An 18,624-nucleotide genomic window follows, 5' to 3' on the forward strand; every position below is an offset into this window, starting at 1 on the left:
AAGGCCAACTTATTTTTGCGCCCCCTCGAGGTGTGCAGTGGATAGCGGCTGAGGCATAACCCGGCATGGATGCGCTCCGCAGACTGAAAAGAGAGACTTTCCATGTCAATAAGAAACATGAATATTGCGCCGCGTGCATTTCTGGGGTTCGCGTTCATTGCCGTTCTGGTAATCGGGCTGGGCTTCTTTTCCATTAACCGCATGGCAGTGATTCGCCAGGCCACTATTGACATGGAAACCAATCAACTTCCCAGTGTCGGGTTCCTGGGTAACATGCTGGAGAGCAGCTTGCGGTTGCGTATCACGTCCTTCCGCACGTTGGTCAACCGCGAACCCGCCGCATTGCGTGAAACCGAGGGGCGCATCGCGGATTTGATCGGTAAGTTGCAAGACGCCAAGAAGAGTTACGCAGCGTTGCCTGCCGAAGGCGAAGAGCTCGCGACTTACCACCAATTCGAAGCGACGCTGGCTACGTTCCTCGATGTCCAGGCGCAGGTGCTCGACTTGTCTCGTCAGGATAAAGTCGAAGAAATGCGCAACATGATCAATACGCGCATGAAGGACGCCACGGATCTTATGGGCGTGCAACTCAATCAACTCATCACAATTAACAAGGCTAACGCGACAGCAGCGGCGGCGTTGTCCAAACAGCAATACGATGGGGCGAACATTGGTGTCATCAGTGTCTCGGTCATTGCAGCGCTCATGACAGTGTTACTGGCGTGGTTATTGACCAAAAGTATCGTCAACCCGCTGGCCAAAGCGGTTCGGGCTGCGGAAAGCATTGCCGGCGGCGATTTGACCCAACCCATTGAGGTGGATGGTAAAGACGAGGCTACCCAACTCCTGCATTCTCTGGTGACGATGCAGAAGAACCTGCGCCAGACCTTGGAGTTGATCTCTGGCTCGGCCACACAGTTGGCTTCAGCCGCCGAGGAACTGAGCGCCGTCACTGAAGAGTCGTCGCGCGGTCTGCAACAGCAGAACAACGAGATCGAGCAAGCCGCTACGGCGGTCAATGAGATGACGGCGGCCGTGGAAGAAGTGGCGCGCAATGCAGTCTCGACCTCGGAAGCGTCTCAGCAATCCAGTCGGACCGCTGGCCAAGGTCGTGATCAAGTCGTGGAAACCGTCAAGTCGATCCAGGACATGAGCCAGCGGATTCAGTCCACCACTGCGGTCGTCGAGGGGTTGGCGGAGCAGGGCCGTGACATTGGGAAGGTGCTGGATGTGATTCGCGCCATTGCCGAACAGACCAACCTGCTGGCGCTTAACGCGGCCATTGAAGCGGCGAGGGCGGGTGAGGCTGGGCGCGGCTTTGCCGTGGTGGCCGACGAGGTCCGGGCGCTGGCCCACCGCACCGCGCAATCGACCACCGAGATCGAGCAAATGGTCGCGGGCATCCAGACTCGGACCGGGGACGCTGTGCAGTCGATGTCGCGCAACACCGAGAGCGCTCGAACTACCTTGAGCCTGGCGAGTTCGGCGGGGGATGCGTTGGAACTCATTACCGAGGCCATCGCGCAGATCAACGAGCGCAACCTGGTGATCGCCAGCGCTTCCGAGGAGCAGGCGCAAGTGTCGCGCGAAGTCGACCGTAACCTGGTGAACATTCGCGATCTGGCGGCGCAGTCCGCGGCAGGGGCCAATCAGACCAGCGCTGCCAGCCATGAATTGTCGCGATTGGCCGTGGACCTCAAGGCCATGGTGACCCGGTTCAAAGTGTGAAGGAGGGATGGTCGGGAAAGTCGCAGCACTGCAGTGCTGCGACGCCCTCATCCGCGCGGCCAGGTTTCGGGATTCACTAAATCCTTTGGTCGCTGACCGTTCAGCGCGCTGATCAGGTTGTCCACCGCACAGGCGGCCATCGCTTCGCGGGTTTCATGGGTGGCAGAGCCCATGTGGGGCGTGGCGACGACATTGTCGAACGTCAGCAATGGGGAATCCGCAGGCAGCGGCTCCTGCGTGAAGACATCCAGCCCCGCGGCACGGATTTGGCCGCTTCGCAGGGCCTCGATCATCGCTTGCTCGTCCACCACCTTGCCTCGAGCGATGTTGATGAAGATCGTCTCGGGGCGCATCCGAGCGAATTGTTCGGCGCCGATCAATCCCTGGGTTTGGGCGGTCAAGGGCAGGGTGAGGCAGACGAAGTCCGCTTCTTGCAGCAGCGCGTCCAGGTTTCGGTATTCAGCGCCAAAGCGGGCGTCCACCGCCGGTTTTTGCGAGTGGCTGTGGTAAATCACGCGCATGCCGAACCCGAAATGGCCGCGTTGCGCCAGCGCCTCACCAATACGCCCCATGCCGATGATGCCCAGCGTCTTGCCGTGTACATCGGTGCCGAAATGGGCAGGGCCGATATTCTGTTTCCATTGCCCGTCGCGCACCCAATCGGCCAGTTCCACCACGCGCCGGGCGGTCGCCATGATGAGCGCGAAGCCGGTGTCTGCGGTGGTTTCGGTGAGCACATCCGGGGTGTTGGTCAGCAGGATCCCGCGCCGCGTCAGCTCGTCGATAGGGTAATTATCGACGCCCACCGAGACGCTGGACACCACCTGCAAGCGGGGGGCGAGCGACAATAAATCAGCATCCAGCGTGAGGCTCGCGCCCAACAGCCCCTCAGCCTCGGGCAAGGCATCGCGCAGATGAGCCAAGCCGTCCTGGCTTTTCGGGTTCTCCACGACAGTGACCTGCGCCACCGCCTCCAAGCGCGCCATCAAAGGCGCGGACAGGGTTTTGTACAAAACGACGTGTTTTTTCATTGTGGAAGTCCAGGTCAAGGGTGCGCAGGAGTACGGGAAACGTTCGGCCCTTCGCGCAAAGGCGTGGCGGCAGCATCGGGTTTGAGCAGCAGTGTCAGCACCACCGACACCAACAGCGCGCCGCTCATGAACAGGTACGAAGCGCTGAGCGTGCCGGTGACGCCATTCAGGTAACCCACCAGGTAGGAGCCAGCGAACGAACCCAAGGCGCCGAGGCTGTTGATCAGCGCCATGGCCCCGCCAGCGACGTTGGCCGGCAGGATTTCCGGCACGATGGCGAAGAACGGACCGTAGGGGGCGTACATGCAGGCCCCCGCGACCACCAGCAGGGTGTAGGACCACCAGAAGTGCTCGGTGCCCAGCGCGTACGAGCCGTAGAACGCAACGGCCGCCAACAGCAGCGGGGGCCAGACGAACAGCTTGCGTTTTTGCGCCTTGTCCGACGCCCAGGACACCACCACCATGCCGATCACCGCAGCCAGGTAAGGCAACGCCGACAGCCAACCGGCCTCGACCATGTCCATTTCCATGCCTTTCTTGATGATGGTCGGTAGCCACAGGACGAAGCCATAGACGCCGATGCTCCAACAGAAATACTGGGCAGCCAGCAGCAACACCTTAGGCGACCGGAAGGCTTCGGCGTAGTTCTTCACCGGTTTGATACCGACTTGTTCGGCATCGAGCCGTGCCTGCAGCTCGGTCTTCTCGTCGGTGGTCAGCCAGTCAGCCTGCGCCGGGCGTTCGTCCACCAGCCGCCACCAGATGAATGCCCAGATCACCGCAGGCAGGCCTTCGACGATGAACATCCAGCGCCAGCTGAAATGTGCAACCAGGTAACCCGAGACCACGGACATCCACAGCAGGGTGACCGGGTTGCCGAGAATCAGCACCGTGTTGGCCCGGGAGCGCTCAGCCTTGGTGAACCAGTAGCACAGGTACACCAGCATCGCCGGCATCACGGCTGCTTCGACCACGCCGAGCATGAACCGGATACCAATCAGCATGTAGGCGTTCGAGACGATGCCGGTCAGGGTCGCCAGGCTGCCCCAGAGAATGAGGCTGACGAAGATCAGTTTCTTCACGCTGCGCTTCTGCGCATAAATGGCGCCCGGCACCTGAAAGAAGAAGTAGCCGAGGAAGAACAGCGCCCCCAGCAACGACGACATGCCAGGGGTGATGTGCAGGTCCTCGGCCATACCGGAGGCGGCGGCAAAGCCATAGTTGGCGCGGTCCAGATAGGCGAGGCTGTAGGTGATGAACACGATGGGCATGATCAGCCACCAGCGGCGTTTCAAGCCAGCGTGTTTCACGTTGTCGAGTGATGTGTTCATGTCGGGCTTCCTGAGCATGTTGTTTTTGTTGCAGCAGGTATGGGGCAAAAATGTGCAGGTAAACGTTGACCTCGTTCAGGCGCTCTGTCGTCGAAGTGCGCGCTCGGCCAACCGCAAGGCTGCCTGGGTCGGCAGGCCTTCCATGTCGCCGCGACTTTGCACCGCCTGGCTGCCGATCCAGTTGCCACGGGCAGTCGCCTGCGCGAAGTCGAGGTTTTCCAGTAATGCGCTGATGACGCCCACTGCAAAGCCGTCGCCTGCGCCAACCGTGTCGATGACTGTCGCCACCGGTACACCCGGAATGAACGCTTCGTTGAGCTGCGTGCGGTAGTACGCGCCTTTGGCACCGAGCTTGATGATCACGGCTTCGACGCCCAGGTCCAGATAGAACTGAGCGATGTCGCCCGGGGTGTCGAAGCCGGTGAGCACTTCGCCTTCCGCCAGCCCCGGCATGACCCAGTGGGCGAGGCTGGCCAGGCGGTTGACCTCGCGGATCATCGTGGCCTGGCTTGGCCACAGCGAGGGGCGCAGGTTGGGGTCGAACGACACGCTGCGCCCGGCATCGCGCATCTGGCTCATCAGCGTGTGGGACAAGTCGCGGCAGGTGTCGGAAAGCGCAGCGGGAATGCCCGTCGCGTGCAAGTGCCGCGCTTTCAGCAGGTCGGGCACGATGTCATGGATGGACAGATGACTGGCCGCTGAACCGCGTCGAAAGTACTCGACCACCGGATCGGCGCCTTCCAGCTCCAGTGACTTGAATTGAAAGCCGGTCGGGTGCGACGGATCGACGGTGACATGACGGCAGTCGACGCCTTCTTTCGAAAGGCTGTCGGTCACGAAGCGGCCCATGGAGTCATTGCCTACCCGGCTCAGCCAGGCCACCTTGAAGCCCAGCCGCGACAGGCCGATGGCCACATTGCTGTCAGCACCGGCGATGCGTTTCTCGAAATGCCGCACAGCCGCCAGATCACCGGCCTGCTCGGCCACCAGCATGGTCATGGTTTCGCCGAACGAGAGGATATCGATGTCAGACATGGCTCAACGCCTCCGTCGATTGCGGTTCAGGCTGGCCCAGGCTCGCCAGGGTCTGAACCTGAAGCCGGGTGATTTCAAGCAGGTCTTCGCCCTGTAAAGGGTATTCGACGGCGCGGGGCACACCGCTGGGCATGTGCCTGAACAACTGCTCCCACAGGTGCAGGTCCGCGGCGCGGGGCGGGACGGCGACCAGTTTCCCCGCCGCGTTGCGCGCGACCGCCTTGCAATGCACGTAGCGGACATGGCGACCCAACTGCCGCGCGGCGGCACTGGCCGATTGCTCCTGCCACATCCAGTTGCCGATGTCGAAGGTCATGCTGATGGGCATTTGCAAGGCCTCGACGCGCGCGAAGAAACGCACCAGCGGCTCGATGCGCCCCCCTTGCGCGGTCTGGTCGTTTTCCACCAGCAGTTGGATGTCGTAGCGGGCCAGTCGGTCTGCCAGTGCGGCGACGTCACTGTCTTCTGTCAGGTGGCCCAGCGAAACTTTGAGCCACGTGGCGCCACAGGCATGGGCCCGCTGCAGAGCAGATTCCAATTCCGGATTGGGGTGGCGCCGATCCGTTGGCCAGAGCTCCAACGGTGCCGAATACAGGCATTCAAGGTCTTGGGCGCGAATGGCTTCGGCGAGGGCGGAAAAGTCCTCGCGACCGGTGAAGAGCTCTTCGCGCAATTCGATCCGCGTCACGCCGGCGTCCGCCAGCAGCGGTATGAAAGCCGCCTGTCCACGTTCGCGGACCAAATCGGCTCCGTAGGCGCCCAGGCTAATGGCTACGGGGTATCGGTTCATTGTTATTGTCCTCTGAAACCGGTTTCATTTTCGTTCGAACTCGCGCCTTTCAGCAAAGTTCGTTCAATTGGCAGGCCAGGGCGACCTGCGGCGGCACTTTTCAGCCGCGTCGGCGAGTGGACCCGCGGACGATCAGTTGCGCCGAGAAGTCATACAGCCGCGTGGGCTCTCGATCCCCGCGTAAGCGATCGAGCAGGCACTCGAAAGCCGTGACGCCAATGTCGTGGGTCGGTTGCGCGAGGGCGGTGATGCCGCTCCCCACCAACGGGTACCAGTCCAGGTCGTCGAGTGCGATCAGGCCGATGTCGTCGAATAGCTGGCAGCCCAACTCGTGCAAGTGACGCGTGGTGCAGAGGGTGGCGACCCCGTTGCCGGTGAATACCGCTTTTGGGCCGTGGCCGGTGTTCGCGAGAAAGGCGCGCAGGTCCTGCGCCAGGTGGTCGCCGGTTTCCGTCACGTCGCCCCGCAGCGCCGAGCGAGCGGCGATGCCCGCGTTGAAGGCCTCGACCCGTTCGATGCGCGAGCTGGTGCCGTCCTGAGGCTCGGTGACCATGAGAATGTCGCGGAAACCCGACGCTTGCAGGTGGTCGAGTGCTTGATTGACGGCGTCAATGTTGTCGAGGCCCACCAGATCGCTTTGCAACTGATCGACTTTGCGGTCAACCAACACCATCGGCAACTCATCGTGCAGTTCGCGCAATTCGTCGAGGTGGTGGCCCAGCGTATTCACGATCAGGCCTTCGATGTTGTACGAGCGCAGCGCTGCGAGGTGCAGGCGTTCCTGCTCGTCGTCGCGATCGGTATTGCACACCACGAGGCTGTAACCGTGCTTGCGGCAAGCGGTTTCGACGCCGTGCATCACGGCAATGGAATAGGGGTTGCGAATGTCCGCCACCAGCATGCCGATCAGGCGGGTACGCCCGCGTTTGAGGCCGCGGGCCATCTGATTGGGGCGGTAGCCGAGGGTGTCGATGGCCTGCTCGATGCGCTGGGCGATGGCTTCGGACAGGAGCTGGCGGTCGTCGCCGATGAAACGCGAGACGCTGGCCTTGGACACGCCGGCCAGGTCGGCGACATCGTTCATGGTGACGCGGGCGCGCGTCTGCAGTGGAATGCTGTTCATGGCCTGGCCCTTATTGGAGTTGTCAGCAGGCGTTCGAGGCAGAGCGTGTGTGGCTCTGAAACCGGTTTCAGGAAACACCAAAGCGAACGCGTCGTCAACTCGGGATCGGATGAAAGGTGATGGGGAGTACTCGAAACGGGCCCTGTCATTCAGCAGGGCGACCGGGCCAGACGACCAGCGCCTGACCTGAGCCCTGATCAAGGGCATAAGTGAGGTCAAAAAGCGCAACACAATGCTGAACCGCTGTTGCCAGACGAACAGCGGGCAGGTCGTTTGACGATGGCGGAGGAAGGGGATGGCGCCTACTCAACTAAATAGCGAAATGAACCAGCGAACCTCGACCGGGAAAGATAAACATTGTCAGCGAGCCTGCGGGTTCTGCATGCTGCATCTTTCAATTGTGTTACAGGACCTTTCTGCGCATGTCTGCCCCTGCCCGAGCTGCCGACGCCGCATCACGCCGTTCGGCGACCGTTCTCAGTCTGTGCCTGCCCAGTGATGTCCTGTTGTATCTGTTGCTGCCGATGAACGCCGAGGCCTTCGGTATCAGCCTGCCGGAGGCCGGAATTTTGCTGGCCGCCAATCGATTGGTGCGGATCTTCGGCTACAGCTATGTCGTGCGCTTCTACGCCCGCCACGGGGACCGCCCTACGGTGATGCTGGCGGCGCTGGTCTCGGCGCTGTGTGCATTCGGCAATTCGTTTTTCGTCGGTTTCTGGTGGCTGCTGATCCTGCGGCTGGGGTGGGGGCTGACCTTCGGTGCGCTGAACCTCTCGACCCAAGCCTTGGCCACCTCCGAACCCGCCGGGGCCGCTCGCCGGTCGGGGACTTCGCGGGCGATCATCGCCATCGGGCCGATGCTGGCTTTGCCATTGGGGGCCCTGATCAGCCTGCATTTCGGGCCTCGGGTGATCTTCCTGATTCTGGGCTGTTGCTCGCTGGTTGCCTGGGTGGTCGCCAGAGGCTTGCCTGACCTGGCCCACGCGATGCCCAGCACGGGCGGGCGGCGTTTCAAGGCGCCGGACAGTATCGCCATGTGGTCCTTCGTCGAAGGCGTGGCACTGGACGGGCTGTTCATTTTCGGCCTCTCCCTGCAAGCGCAATCGGTGCTGGGAGGCAATGCCGTGTTCATTGCCGGTGTGCTGCTGGCCCTGCGCTATGCCTCGGAAATGCTGCTCAGCCCCTTGGGTGGCCGGGCGGCGGCGCACTTTGGCGCTGTGCGCATGTTGGTGATCTTTTCCGGGCTCACGACGCTGGCGCTCACTGCTTTTGGTTTTCATTGGCTGATCATCGGCGCCGGCAGCGTCTTGATCCTCCGGGCGCTGCAATTGCCGTTGGTCACCACGCTGGTGGCCGAACGCAACCCCGGCGCGGCGCGGGTGCAGGCCCTGGCGGGCAATGCGGTGTGGCGAGACGTGGGGGCCGGTGTCGGACCGCTGCTGGCAGGGGTGCTTCTGCCCATTGCGTCCCCATCCTGGGTGTACAGCCTGGCCGGCCTGGCGGTGGTCATCAGCGCGATCATCTGCAGCCGTTACAAGGTGCGCGAAGCGACGGCTTGAGCGCGCTGTAACATTCGCTTACCTACCGTTCGGCGATTACCGCGCGAGATCAGGGGCTTGCATGCAACCTTTGATGTGTTTTCGCCTCTGATGGTCATTCTTCATACGGACATAAAGTTTCACCAAACTGCGTTGGCCAGTGATGCCAGCGGACAGGGAAGTTGTTCAGGGCGCGTCCGCCCTTCACACAGAACCCGGGCCACCATGACCTTCTTCAAAACAAACGCTTCAACGCCGTTGCAACGTCTCGCTTGTCTCTCCCTCCCTTTGCTGCTGCTGGGCTCTGCGCTGTTCTGGTTCGCCGCGGGCAAGGGGGTGCACGCCGAGCCGAAGGATGGTACGCAGACGCTGGTTTTCCTGCGCCACGCCGAGAAACCCGAGAGTGGGCTGGGGCAGCTGAATTGCCAAGGCTTGAACCGCGCCATTGACCTGTCCACCGTTTTGCCGAATACGTTCGGCAACGCCGATTTCATCTTCGCCGCCAACCCCAACCGCAGGGTGGAAGAAGGTGACGGCGACCATTCCTACAGCTACCTGCGCCCTCTGATGACCGTAGGGCCCAGCGCCATCAAGTTGGGATTGCCGGTCAATATCGACTTCGCGGCCAACGACACCAGCGACCTGGCCCGTGAGCTCATGCGCGACAAATACCACGACGCGACCATTTACACCGCCTGGTCCCACGGCTACTTGCCTGAGCTGATCAACAAGGTCGCCGAGCGGGCCTCCGGCCAAGACCTGAAACTGGTTCAGGACTGGACCGGCGATGACTTCGATTCGGTGATGGTACTGACCCTGAAATGGAACGACGGCAAAGCGACTTTGCAGTACGAAAACTACAAACAAAATCTGAATGATGGTGCGGTGGGGTGCCCCACCTGAGCCGGTGGCGCTTCTGCACGGGGTGATTCGAACGCAAGAACAGGATGGTTTCGCCCTTGGCGCCCGGTAATATGGCGCTCGTCGCGCAGCGAGGAGCCTGGCATGACCTTCACTTACCGTTTCATCGATTCTCCGGTCGGGCAATTGAAATTGGTCGCCAAAGGCGCTGCACTGGCGGCCATTCTCTGGGAAAACGACCGACCTGGCCGGGTACTGCTCGGCGCAATGGACCCGGATTGCGGCAGTGACATCCTGGACCGTACCGAGCGGCAACTGGCCGAGTACTTTGCAGGGGCGCGTGATCGGTTCGATCTGCCGCTGGCGTTTCACGGCACCGCGTTCCAGGTGCAGGTCTGGCAGGCGTTGCTGACGATTCCGTTCGGCGAAACCCGCAGTTATCTGGACATTGCCACCCAATTGGGCAACCCCGCCGCGGTGCGGGCGGTGGGTGCAGCCAATGGCCGAAATCCGATCTCTATCGTCGCCCCCTGCCATCGGGTGATCGGCCGTTCCGGCGCACTGACCGGTTTCGCCGGTGGATTGGAAGCCAAAGAATGGCTGTTGACGCTGGAGGGCTGGCTGCCTCGAACGCCAACCCGACGAGGCCGAAACGAGCCCTCGAGGCAGGTCCCGCTGTTTTGAACGGGTTACGCCAAAGCGGCACCAAGGTGCTATTGCTTTGCCGTTCGGATGCTCTACGCTGGCGATCAACTGCCTAATCGATCGCCTGCCCGCTATGAGCCAGAGCCTCAACCCGCTGCGTAAATTCGTGTCCCCGGAAATCATCTTCGGCGCGGGCAGCCGCCACAGCGTGGGCAACTATGCCCGCACGTTCGGCGCGCGCAAGGTGATGGTCGTCAGCGACCCTGGGGTCATCGCGGCCGGCTGGGTCGCGGACATTGAGGCCAGCCTGCACGGTCAGGGGCTTGATACCTTCTTGTACAGCGAGGTGTCGCCCAATCCTCGAGTCGAGGAAGTGATGCGGGGGGCCGAGTGCTATCGCGAACACGGCTGCGATGTCATCGTCGCCGTCGGCGGCGGCAGCCCGATGGATTGCGGCAAGGCGATCGGCATTGCCGTGGCGCACGGGCGCAACATTCTAGAGTTCGAAGGCGTGGATACCCTCCGGGTGCCCAGCCCGCCGCTGATTCTGATCCCGACCACCGCGGGTACCTCGGCGGACGTCTCGCAGTTCGTGATCATTTCCGATCAGCAGGAGCGAATGAAGTTTTCCATCGTGAGCAAGGCCGTGGTGCCGGATGTGGCGTTGATCGACCCGCAAACCACCCTGAGCATGGACACGTTCCTGTCTGCCTGTACCGGGATCGACGCGTTGGTCCATGCCATCGAGGCGTTCGTGTCCACCGGCCACGGGCCGCTGACCGACCCTCACGCACTGGAGGCCATGCGTCTGATCAATGGGCATCTGGTACAGATGATCGCCAACCCTGCTGACCTCGCCCTGCGAGAAAAAATCATGCTGGGCAGCATGCAGGCGGGCCTGGCATTTTCCAACGCGATCCTGGGGGCGGTGCACGCCATGTCCCACAGCCTGGGTGGCTTCCTTGACCTGCCGCACGGCTTGTGCAACGCGGTGTTGGTCGAGCACGTGGTGGCCTTCAACTACAGCTCCGCCCCGGAGCGCTTCAAGGTCATCGCGGAGACGCTGGGCATCGATTGCCGAGGGCTCAACCACGCGGCCATCAGCAAACGCCTGGTCGAGCACCTGATCGCGCTCAAGCACCAGATCGGCTTTCACGAAACCCTCGGTCGGCATGGTGTGAGCAGCAGCGACATCCCGTTCCTCTCCCGCCACGCCATGGGTGATCCATGCATCCTGACCAACCCCCGGGCCTCGAGTCAGCGCGACGTCGAAGTGGTGTATGGCGAAGCCCTCTGATCCCCGGGAAAACGCGCTGACCGCGCTGCTCGGTCTGGGCAATCACTCGACGCGCAAAAGCCATTACCCGGAGCTGACGCTGCGTCTGGCGGAGCTGGAGAACGAGCGCAATCGCTATAAATGGCTGTTCGAACATGCCGTGTATGGTATTTTCCAGGCGCGTGTGAATGAGGGGTTGCGGGCGGCGAACCCAGCGCTGGCGCGCATGCTGGGGTATGACGATCCGCAAGAAGCCTTGCTGGCCCTCGACGACCTGGCCGGCGCCCTGTTTGTCGGCGGTCAGCCTGAAATGGACCGGATCGTCACGGCCTTGACCCGCGAAGGCGGCGTTCAAGGCTACGAGACTCGCCTGAAGCGCAAGGACGGCCGTTGCATCGACGTGCTGATGAGCCTCTTGCTCAAGCCCGAGGAAGACGGCGTGTATGAGGGTTTCGTTGCGGACATCACCGAGCGCAAGCTGGCTCAACAGCGCTTGCAGGAGCTCAACGATCAGCTGGAGCAACGGGTGGCCGCGCGGACCGACGAGCTGTGGGAGGCCAACCTCAATCTTCAGCAGCAGATTGCTCGCCGCGAACGGATCGAACACGACTTGCGCGACGCCCGGGACGCTGCCGAAGCGGCCAACCTCAGCAAGGACAAATACCTGGCGGCCGCCAGCCACGATCTGTTGCAGCCGTTGAACGCGGCCCGCTTGCTGATTTCGACGTTGCGCGAACGTCACCTACCGCAGGCGGAGGCGACCCTGGTCGAACGCACTCACCACGCGCTGGAAGGGGCAGAGGATTTGCTGACCGACCTGCTGGACATCGCCAAGTTCGACCGGGCGTCGATCCAGCCGGACATCGACCTGTATCGACTGGATGAGGTGCTGGCGCCCCTTGTTTCGGAATTCCAGCCTGTGGCAGCGGCGGCGGGGTTGAGCTTGCGGGCGCACATCGGCGCATTTGCCGTTCGCACCGACTTTCGCCTGTTGACGCGGATATTGCGCAATTTCCTCAGCAACGCCTGCCGTTATACCGAGCGAGGCGGCATTTTGCTGGGGGCGCGCAAGCGCGGGGCTCACCTGCGGATCGAGGTCTGGGACACCGGATGTGGCATTGCGGCAGACCGTTTGGCATCGATCTTTCTGGAATTCAATCAGCTTGACGTTGGGCGCACCTCGGACCGCAAGGGCGTCGGGTTGGGGCTGGCCATCGTCGAGCGTATCGGGCGGATTCTCGGTGGAAGCATTCAGGTGCGCTCCCGCCCAGGCCGAGGGTCGGTGTTCGCTTTCGACGTGCCGCTCTCGGCCGAAGTCCCTGTTCCGGCCTCCGTCAGCGTTCAGCCACAAGCCGGTATCGGTGATCCCTTGCCCGGCCGTCGTTTGCTGGTCATCGACAACGAGACCGGCATTCTGGAAAGCATGGCCGCGCTATTGGGCCAGTGGGGCTGCGAGGTGCTCACCGCCAGCGACGAAGCGTCGTCCCTGGAGGTGTTGGCGGGGCGGGCGCCCGAAACGATTCTGTTCGATTTTCATCTTGATCATGGCGTGCTGGGGTGTGACGTGGTGGCGCGCCTGCGCGCGCACTTCGGTGTCGCGATTCCCTGCGTGATGATCACCGCCGACCGAACAGACCGTTGTCGACACGCGTTGCAGACGCTCAACGCGCCGCTGTTGAACAAGCCGGTGAAGCCCGGAAAATTGCGGGCAGTGTTGAGCCAACTGCTGGGCTGATTCTCTGGGAAACAGCGCAGCCGATGGCCCAACTGCTCCGATGGGTGTCAGTCGCGGCTGAGAGGCTGGGGATTGCGGTTCTTCGCCTCGATCCACTGGGCCATGTACTGCGTGCTCTTGTGCAAGTGGTGACGCAGCATGGCGCCGGTGAAGTTCGCCGCACGGTGCGCACCCAAGTCGCTGCGCAGGTGGTCGATGCGCTCGATCAAGGCCTGGCAGTGCGGTGCGAAGCGAAAGCGCGCCTCCAGCACCTTCCAAGCGTCACGCTGCGAGGCTTCCCAGCGCGCCTGATCGGTGTAGAGCTGCACGGCCTGTTCCGCCAGTGAGCGAGCATCCCGCGCGATGGCTCCTGGGAAGGGCAGCTCGCCGTGCATGGCCTCGGCGCCGATGGGGGTGGTGACCGTGGGCGTACCGCAGATCATCGCATCGATGATCTTGCCCTTGATCCCGGCGCCGAAGCGCAGCGGTGCCAGCGACACCCGGGTGGCGGACATCACCGCCAGCGCATCTTCGGCCCGGCTCATGATGTGAAAACCCTGCGCCGCATTGTGCAGCGCGGTCGCTTTGGGCGGCGTGTAGGCACCGTACACATGCAACTGAGCCGTCGGCAGGCACTGGCGGATCAGCGGCCAGATTGCGTTTTTCAACCACAGCACCGCATCCCAGTTCGGAGCGTGGCGGAAATTGCCAATGGTCAAGAAATGCGCACGCTCTGCATAGCCGGGCGCCTGCCGTGGGACAGTGCGCACCAACAACGGCGCCCAGTGCAGGATCGACGATGGCACACCGAATTGCTCGGTCAACAGGGCGATTTCCAGATCGGAGACCATCAGGCTCAAGTCGCACCGGTAGATGGCGGCGATTTCCCGCTGGGCGATATCGGTGGTCGTCATGCTTGAAAAAAGCGCGTCATGGGGCATCTCGAAGTAGCTTGACAGGTCGACGTCCGATTGGCCTTCGAGGAGTTCTTTGACGCGTCGGTGACGGGCATGACGCAGGCTTTGCAGGTCGGACGTCTCAAGCACTCGCACCGCGTTCGGCGCGTGCCGTTCCACGCGCCAGCCGAACTGTTCTTCCATCAGGAACTGGTCGAACAGCACCACATCCGGTTGCAGCTCGCCGATGAAGGCGTCGAAGCTGCTGTTGTTCAGTTCGATAGGCACTTCGACGATGCCGAGGGCGGCGAGGTCGGCCTTGTGCTCGCCCTCGGCGGCCGCGCTGGCGAAGGTGATGTGCCAGCCCTGCTCGAGGAAACAGTCGATCAGTTGCATCACATGGCCGCTGGCGGCCGAGGAGCGGGGCTCTGGCCAAACGTATCCGATGATCAGTACGCGGGCGGGGTGACTATGACTGGACAAGGATACCGTTGACCTTGTCGCGCAATTGGTCGATGGAAAACGGCTTGCCGATCAGGTGCATGCCCGGCGGCACATCGATGTTCTCGGCATACCCGCTGGCGAACAGCACGGGCAGGGACGGACGCAACGCGGCGGCTTGTATGGCCAGGTCGGTGCCTCGCATGTCGGGCAAGCCCTGGTCGGTCATCATCAGGTCGATGGTGAGGTCTTCCTTGTTTAGAAAGGTCAGCGCTTCGCTGCCGTCGGCGGCTTCGAGCACGGTGTATTCGAGCTCATCAAGTACATCGACGATCAACATGCGCACGATGTCGTCATCTTCAACCACCAGAATCGTGCGGGCTGGGTCGGACATGGAAGGTTCCTTCAAATGGTTTGATCGATCAGGTGGAGTGTGCCCCGATCAGTGTAAACAGCTAAGCGGGTGATTGTGACAACATCCAGGCCGCAAAAACACACCTCATTTGAGTGTTATGGCGCAAAGAAATCATGCAAACGTATAGTGCGCGCACTGGCCCTGTCGATTCCAGCTCATAAAAACTTTGATCTGTGCCATGAAGTCAGAGTTTTTTGTCGCAAAATGCGGCAAACTCCCACGTTTATCCGAATGTGTCCCGGGCCTTGCGATGATCCAAACCTCTGCTGTCAATGAGCAACGTTTCCGCAAACTGCTGAGCCGCAATGTGAGTCTTCCCCTCGCGGTCGGCGTCCTCAGTGCCGCGTTTTTCGTGATTTTAATCAGTTACCTGCTGTCGGCGATTCAATGGGTGGAGCACACCGATCGGGTCATCAACAACATCAACCGCTCGCTGAAGCTGTCGGTGGACATGGAAACCGGCATGCGCGGCTACCTCCTGACGGGCGACGAACGTTTTCTCGACCCTTACGAAGTGGCCAAGCCCAACATCATCTCCGAGCTCAAGGGCCTGGAAGAGCTGGTGGCCGACAATCCCGATCAAGTCGATCGCTTCCGCCGTCTGGCGGCGATGCAGGAATCGTGGAACCAGTTTGCGCAAAGCATGATCAATCTGCGCCGCAACAATGGCGATTACGCGACGCCCGTGCTGAACCGTCAGGGCAAGCGCCTGACCGATGAGATTCGCGAGCAGTACGATCAGGCAGCCAATGTCGAGCACCAACTGCGGCTGACGCGCAACGCAGAGGTGACCCGCACCACCGTGACCTCGGTTTCGCTCTACGTGGTGTTCGTCCTGATCGTCAGCGGGATACTGGCCTGGGTCGGGCGACGCGACATGACGGCGCTGTCCACGACCTACAACGCCAACATGAAGGCTCAGCAAGAAGATGCCGAGCGCCTGGCCCATGTGGCCTGGCTGCGCAATGGCCAGAGCGCTCTGGCCGAGCAGGTGATCGGGCAACTGACGTTGAACCTGCTGGGGCGCAATGTGCTGCAGTTCTTTGCCCAACACCTTGGGGCGGTGGTGGCCGCGGCCTATGTCCGCCAGGAGCATGGGGGGCTGGTGCGCGTGGCCTCCTATGGTTTTTCCCGTGAGCAAGAGCAGCAGGAACAGTCGATCTACAGCGGTGAGGGTGTGGTGGGCAAAGCCGCCGAACAGGATCGGATCATCACCCTGGACAACGTGCCGCAGGATTACTTCAAGGTCACTTCGGGCCTGGGTGAGGGGTCGCCGCGCAGTGTGGTCGTGGTCCCGACCAGCAATGACGACCAGGTCAATGGCGTCATCGAGTTGGGCTTCCTGCGCGAGCTGACCCAGCGCGACCTGGAGTTTCTGGAGCTGGTCGCCGACAACGTCGGCACGTCCATAGAAGCCGCCCGTTACCGGCAGCGGCTACAGGAGGTTCTGGCGGAGACCCAGCAACTCAACGAAGAGCTGCAAGTCCAGCAGGAAGAATTGCGCACCGCCAACGAAGAGCTGGAGGAGCAATCGCGCATCCTCAAGGAATCCCAGGCTCACCTGGAAACCCAACAGGTCGAGCTGGAGCAGACCAACCTGCAATTGTCCGAGCAGAGCAAGGCACTGGCCGAGCAACGCGACGCCCTGGATCGCAACAACGAAGAACTGAACATTGCCCAGATCGAACTGGAAGCGCGCGCCGATGCGTTGCAGCGCTCCAGCAAATACAAATCCGAATTCCTCGCCAACATGTCCCACGAGCTGCGCACGCCGCTGAACAGCTCGCTCATCCTGGCCAAGTTGCTGGCGGACAACCCGCAGGAAAACCTGACGCAAGAACAGGTGACATTCGCCGAATCGATCTACTCCGCCGGCAACGACCTGTTGAACCTGATCAACGACATTCTCGACATCGCCAAGGTCGAGGCCGGCAAGCTCGATGTGCGCCCGGAAAACTGCTCCGTCAGCCGTCTGGTCGATAGCCTGCGGATGCTGTTCGAGCCGCTGGCGGCCGATAAGCGCCTGCAGTTTTCGGTAGAGATCCAGCCTGGCTCTCCCGTGGCGCTGTACACCGACCGCCAGCGGCTGGAACAGGTGCTCAAGAATCTGCTGTCCAATGCCATCAAATTTACCGAGGCAGGTTCGGTCAGCCTGACCGTGTCGCGTCAGCCCGGCGAAGGGATCGTCTTCACGGTGCGAGACTCCGGCATCGGCATTGCCGAAGACCAGCAGGACAGCATCTTCGAAGCCTTCCATCAGGCAGACGGCACCACTAACCGCCGCTATGGCGGCACCGGCCTGGGGCTGTCGATCTCCCGCGATCTGGCGCGCCTGCTGGGCGGTTCCATCTCGGTCACCAGTGCGTTGGGGCAGGGCAGTGTGTTCACCCTCGTGCTCCCGGAACAGTACGTCGAGGACGCTACCCTTATCGAGGCCGCGCCAGCCCCCGCGGTCCCTGCGCCGGTCGTGTCGCCTGTCGTTGCACAGCCCTCGTCGATGGCTTCAGCGCCGGCAGCCGTGGCCGAACCCATCCCTCGGTTCGCCGACGACCGGGAAAAGGTGCCGTTCGACAACCGCTGCATTCTGGTCATCGAAGATGAAGTGCGCTTTGCCCACATTCTTTACGACCTGGCCCATGAACTGGGCTATCACTGCCTGGTGGCCCATGCTGCCGATGAGGGCTTCGACCTGGCGTCCAATTTCCTGCCGGACGCCATCCTGCTCGACATGCGCCTGCCCGACCATTCCGGGCTGACCGTCCTGCAACGCTTGAAGGAAATGCCGACGACGCGCCATATCCCGGTGCATGTGATTTCCGTGGAAGACCGCCAGGAAGCGGCTTTGCAGATGGGGGCCATCGGCTATGCAGTCAAGCCGACGACGCGTGAAGAACTCAAGGACGTGTTCGCTCGTCTCGAGGCCAAGCTGACGCAGAAGGTCAAGCGCGTGCTGCTGGTGGAAGACGACGCCCTGCAGCGTGACAGCATCGCCCGGCTGATCGGCGACGACGACATCGAAATCACCGCCGTCGGCTTCGCTCAGGATGCCCTGGCGTTGCTGCGCGACAACGCTTACGACTGCATGATCATCGACCTGAAGCTGCCGGACATGCTCGGCAATGACCTGCTCAAGCGCATGTCGACGGATGAAATCCGCGCGTTCCCGCCGGTGATCGTCTACACCGGACGCAACCTCACGCGTGAGGAAGAAGCCGAGCTGCTCAAGTACTCCAGAACCATCATCATCAAGGGCGCGCGCTCCCCGGAGCGGCTGCTCGATGAGGTGACGCTGTTCCTGCACAAGGTCGAGTCGCAACTGTCCAACGAGCGTCAGAAAATGCTCAAGACCGCGCGCAGCCGCGACCGGGTCTTCGAGGGGCGCAAGATTCTGGTGGTGGACGATGACGTGCGCAACATCTTTGCCCTCACCAGTGCATTGGAGCACAAGGGCGCGATCGTGGAAGTGGGTCGTAACGGCCTTGAGGCCATCGACAAACTGAACAGTGTCGAGGATATCGACCTGGTGCTCATGGACGTGATGATGCCGGAAATGGACGGCTACGAGGCCACCCTGCAAATCCGCAAGGACCCGCGCTGGCGCAAGCTGCCGATCATTGCGGTGACCGCCAAGGCGATGAAGGACGATCAGGAGCGCTGCTTGCAGGCAGGCTCCAACGACTACCTGGCCAAACCGATCGATCTGGATCGCCTGTTCTCGCTGATCCGCGTGTGGCTGCCCAAAATGGAACGTATTTGAATGAGCCGGATCAATTGACCACGCCCGCAGAGACACCAGGTTT

14 protein-coding genes are annotated in these 18,624 nt (G+C 61.9%); 7 read left to right on the forward strand and 7 right to left on the reverse strand.

Features of this window, described 5'->3' with window-relative positions; genetic code table 11:
- The first annotated feature begins 102 nt into the window (after positions 1 to 102).
- On the forward strand, positions 103 to 1,728 hold the full coding sequence (locus tag N5D61_RS01605; protein WP_108236481.1) for a methyl-accepting chemotaxis protein: 1,626 nt from the start codon (positions 103 to 105) through the stop codon (positions 1,726 to 1,728).
- A 47-nt stretch (positions 1,729 to 1,775) separates the two neighbouring features.
- On the opposite strand, the gene N5D61_RS01610 is transcribed toward N5D61_RS01605, so the two are convergent.
- The 5 genes from N5D61_RS01610 to N5D61_RS01630 all read right to left on the reverse strand — a co-directional run bounded on the left by N5D61_RS01610 (position 1,776) and on the right by N5D61_RS01630 (position 7,038).
- Positions 1,776 to 2,759: an NAD(P)-dependent oxidoreductase gene (locus N5D61_RS01610; RefSeq protein ID WP_279890306.1), complete on the reverse strand. Its 984-nt coding sequence runs from the start codon at positions 2,757 to 2,759 to the stop codon at positions 1,776 to 1,778.
- Between the two features lie 14 nt (positions 2,760 to 2,773).
- Positions 2,774 to 4,090: an MFS transporter gene (locus N5D61_RS01615; RefSeq protein ID WP_108236483.1), complete on the reverse strand. Its 1,317-nt coding sequence runs from the start codon at positions 4,088 to 4,090 to the stop codon at positions 2,774 to 2,776.
- Between the two features lie 75 nt (positions 4,091 to 4,165).
- Positions 4,166 to 5,125, reverse strand: a complete 960-nt coding sequence (locus N5D61_RS01620) for a sugar kinase (protein ID WP_279890308.1) — start codon at positions 5,123 to 5,125, stop codon at positions 4,166 to 4,168.
- A complete protein-coding gene (locus tag N5D61_RS01625) occupies positions 5,118 to 5,915 on the reverse strand; it encodes a TIM barrel protein (RefSeq protein ID WP_279890309.1) in 798 nt (265 codons plus the stop codon). Before N5D61_RS01625 ends, N5D61_RS01620 begins: the two co-directional genes overlap by 8 nt.
- A gap of 100 nt (positions 5,916 to 6,015) precedes the next feature.
- Complete coding sequence (locus N5D61_RS01630; protein ID WP_279890310.1) at positions 6,016 to 7,038, reverse strand: LacI family DNA-binding transcriptional regulator; 1,023 nt, start codon at positions 7,036 to 7,038, stop codon at positions 6,016 to 6,018.
- Between the two features lie 422 nt (positions 7,039 to 7,460).
- Between N5D61_RS01630 and N5D61_RS01635 the strand changes: the two genes are divergently transcribed.
- The 5 genes from N5D61_RS01635 to N5D61_RS01655 all read left to right on the forward strand — a co-directional run bounded on the left by N5D61_RS01635 (position 7,461) and on the right by N5D61_RS01655 (position 13,093).
- Positions 7,461 to 8,597 (forward strand): MFS transporter, encoded by a 1,137-nt coding sequence (locus N5D61_RS01635; protein ID WP_108236487.1) that lies wholly within the window; start codon positions 7,461 to 7,463, stop codon positions 8,595 to 8,597.
- A gap of 204 nt (positions 8,598 to 8,801) precedes the next feature.
- Positions 8,802 to 9,479, forward strand: coding sequence for a hypothetical protein (locus tag N5D61_RS01640; protein ID WP_108236488.1), 678 nt, complete (start codon positions 8,802 to 8,804; stop codon positions 9,477 to 9,479).
- A gap of 102 nt (positions 9,480 to 9,581) precedes the next feature.
- On the forward strand, positions 9,582 to 10,121 hold the full coding sequence (locus N5D61_RS01645) for a methylated-DNA--[protein]-cysteine S-methyltransferase (protein ID WP_279890312.1): 540 nt from the start codon (positions 9,582 to 9,584) through the stop codon (positions 10,119 to 10,121).
- A gap of 94 nt (positions 10,122 to 10,215) precedes the next feature.
- Entirely contained in the window at positions 10,216 to 11,379 is a 1,164-nt protein-coding gene (ercA, locus tag N5D61_RS01650) for an alcohol dehydrogenase-like regulatory protein ErcA (protein ID WP_279890314.1), read from the forward strand.
- On the forward strand, positions 11,363 to 13,093 hold the full coding sequence (locus N5D61_RS01655) for a NahK/ErcS family hybrid sensor histidine kinase/response regulator (protein ID WP_279890316.1): 1,731 nt from the start codon (positions 11,363 to 11,365) through the stop codon (positions 13,091 to 13,093). The genes ercA and N5D61_RS01655 overlap by 17 nt, the downstream gene beginning before the upstream one ends.
- 47 nt (positions 13,094 to 13,140) lie before the next feature.
- Here N5D61_RS01655 and N5D61_RS01660 read toward each other — a convergent pair whose 3' ends face one another.
- Positions 13,141 to 14,451, reverse strand: coding sequence for a glycosyltransferase (locus tag N5D61_RS01660; RefSeq protein ID WP_279890318.1), 1,311 nt, complete (start codon positions 14,449 to 14,451; stop codon positions 13,141 to 13,143).
- Positions 14,438 to 14,803 carry a response regulator gene (locus N5D61_RS01665; RefSeq protein WP_108236493.1) on the reverse strand — a complete coding sequence of 122 codons (366 nt, stop codon included), beginning with the start codon at positions 14,801 to 14,803 and terminating at the stop codon, positions 14,438 to 14,440. Before N5D61_RS01665 ends, N5D61_RS01660 begins: the two co-directional genes overlap by 14 nt.
- 271 nt (positions 14,804 to 15,074) lie before the next feature.
- Here N5D61_RS01665 and N5D61_RS01670 point away from each other — a divergent pair, with 271 nt between their 5' ends.
- Positions 15,075 to 18,581 carry a response regulator gene (locus N5D61_RS01670; protein WP_279890320.1) on the forward strand — a complete coding sequence of 1,169 codons (3,507 nt, stop codon included), beginning with the start codon at positions 15,075 to 15,077 and terminating at the stop codon, positions 18,579 to 18,581.
- Positions 18,582 to 18,624 lie beyond the last annotated feature (43 nt).

Origin of the sequence: Pseudomonas sp. GD03842 (assembly GCF_029841165.1) — a bacterium.
GTDB lineage: Bacteria > Pseudomonadota > Gammaproteobacteria > Pseudomonadales > Pseudomonadaceae > Aquipseudomonas.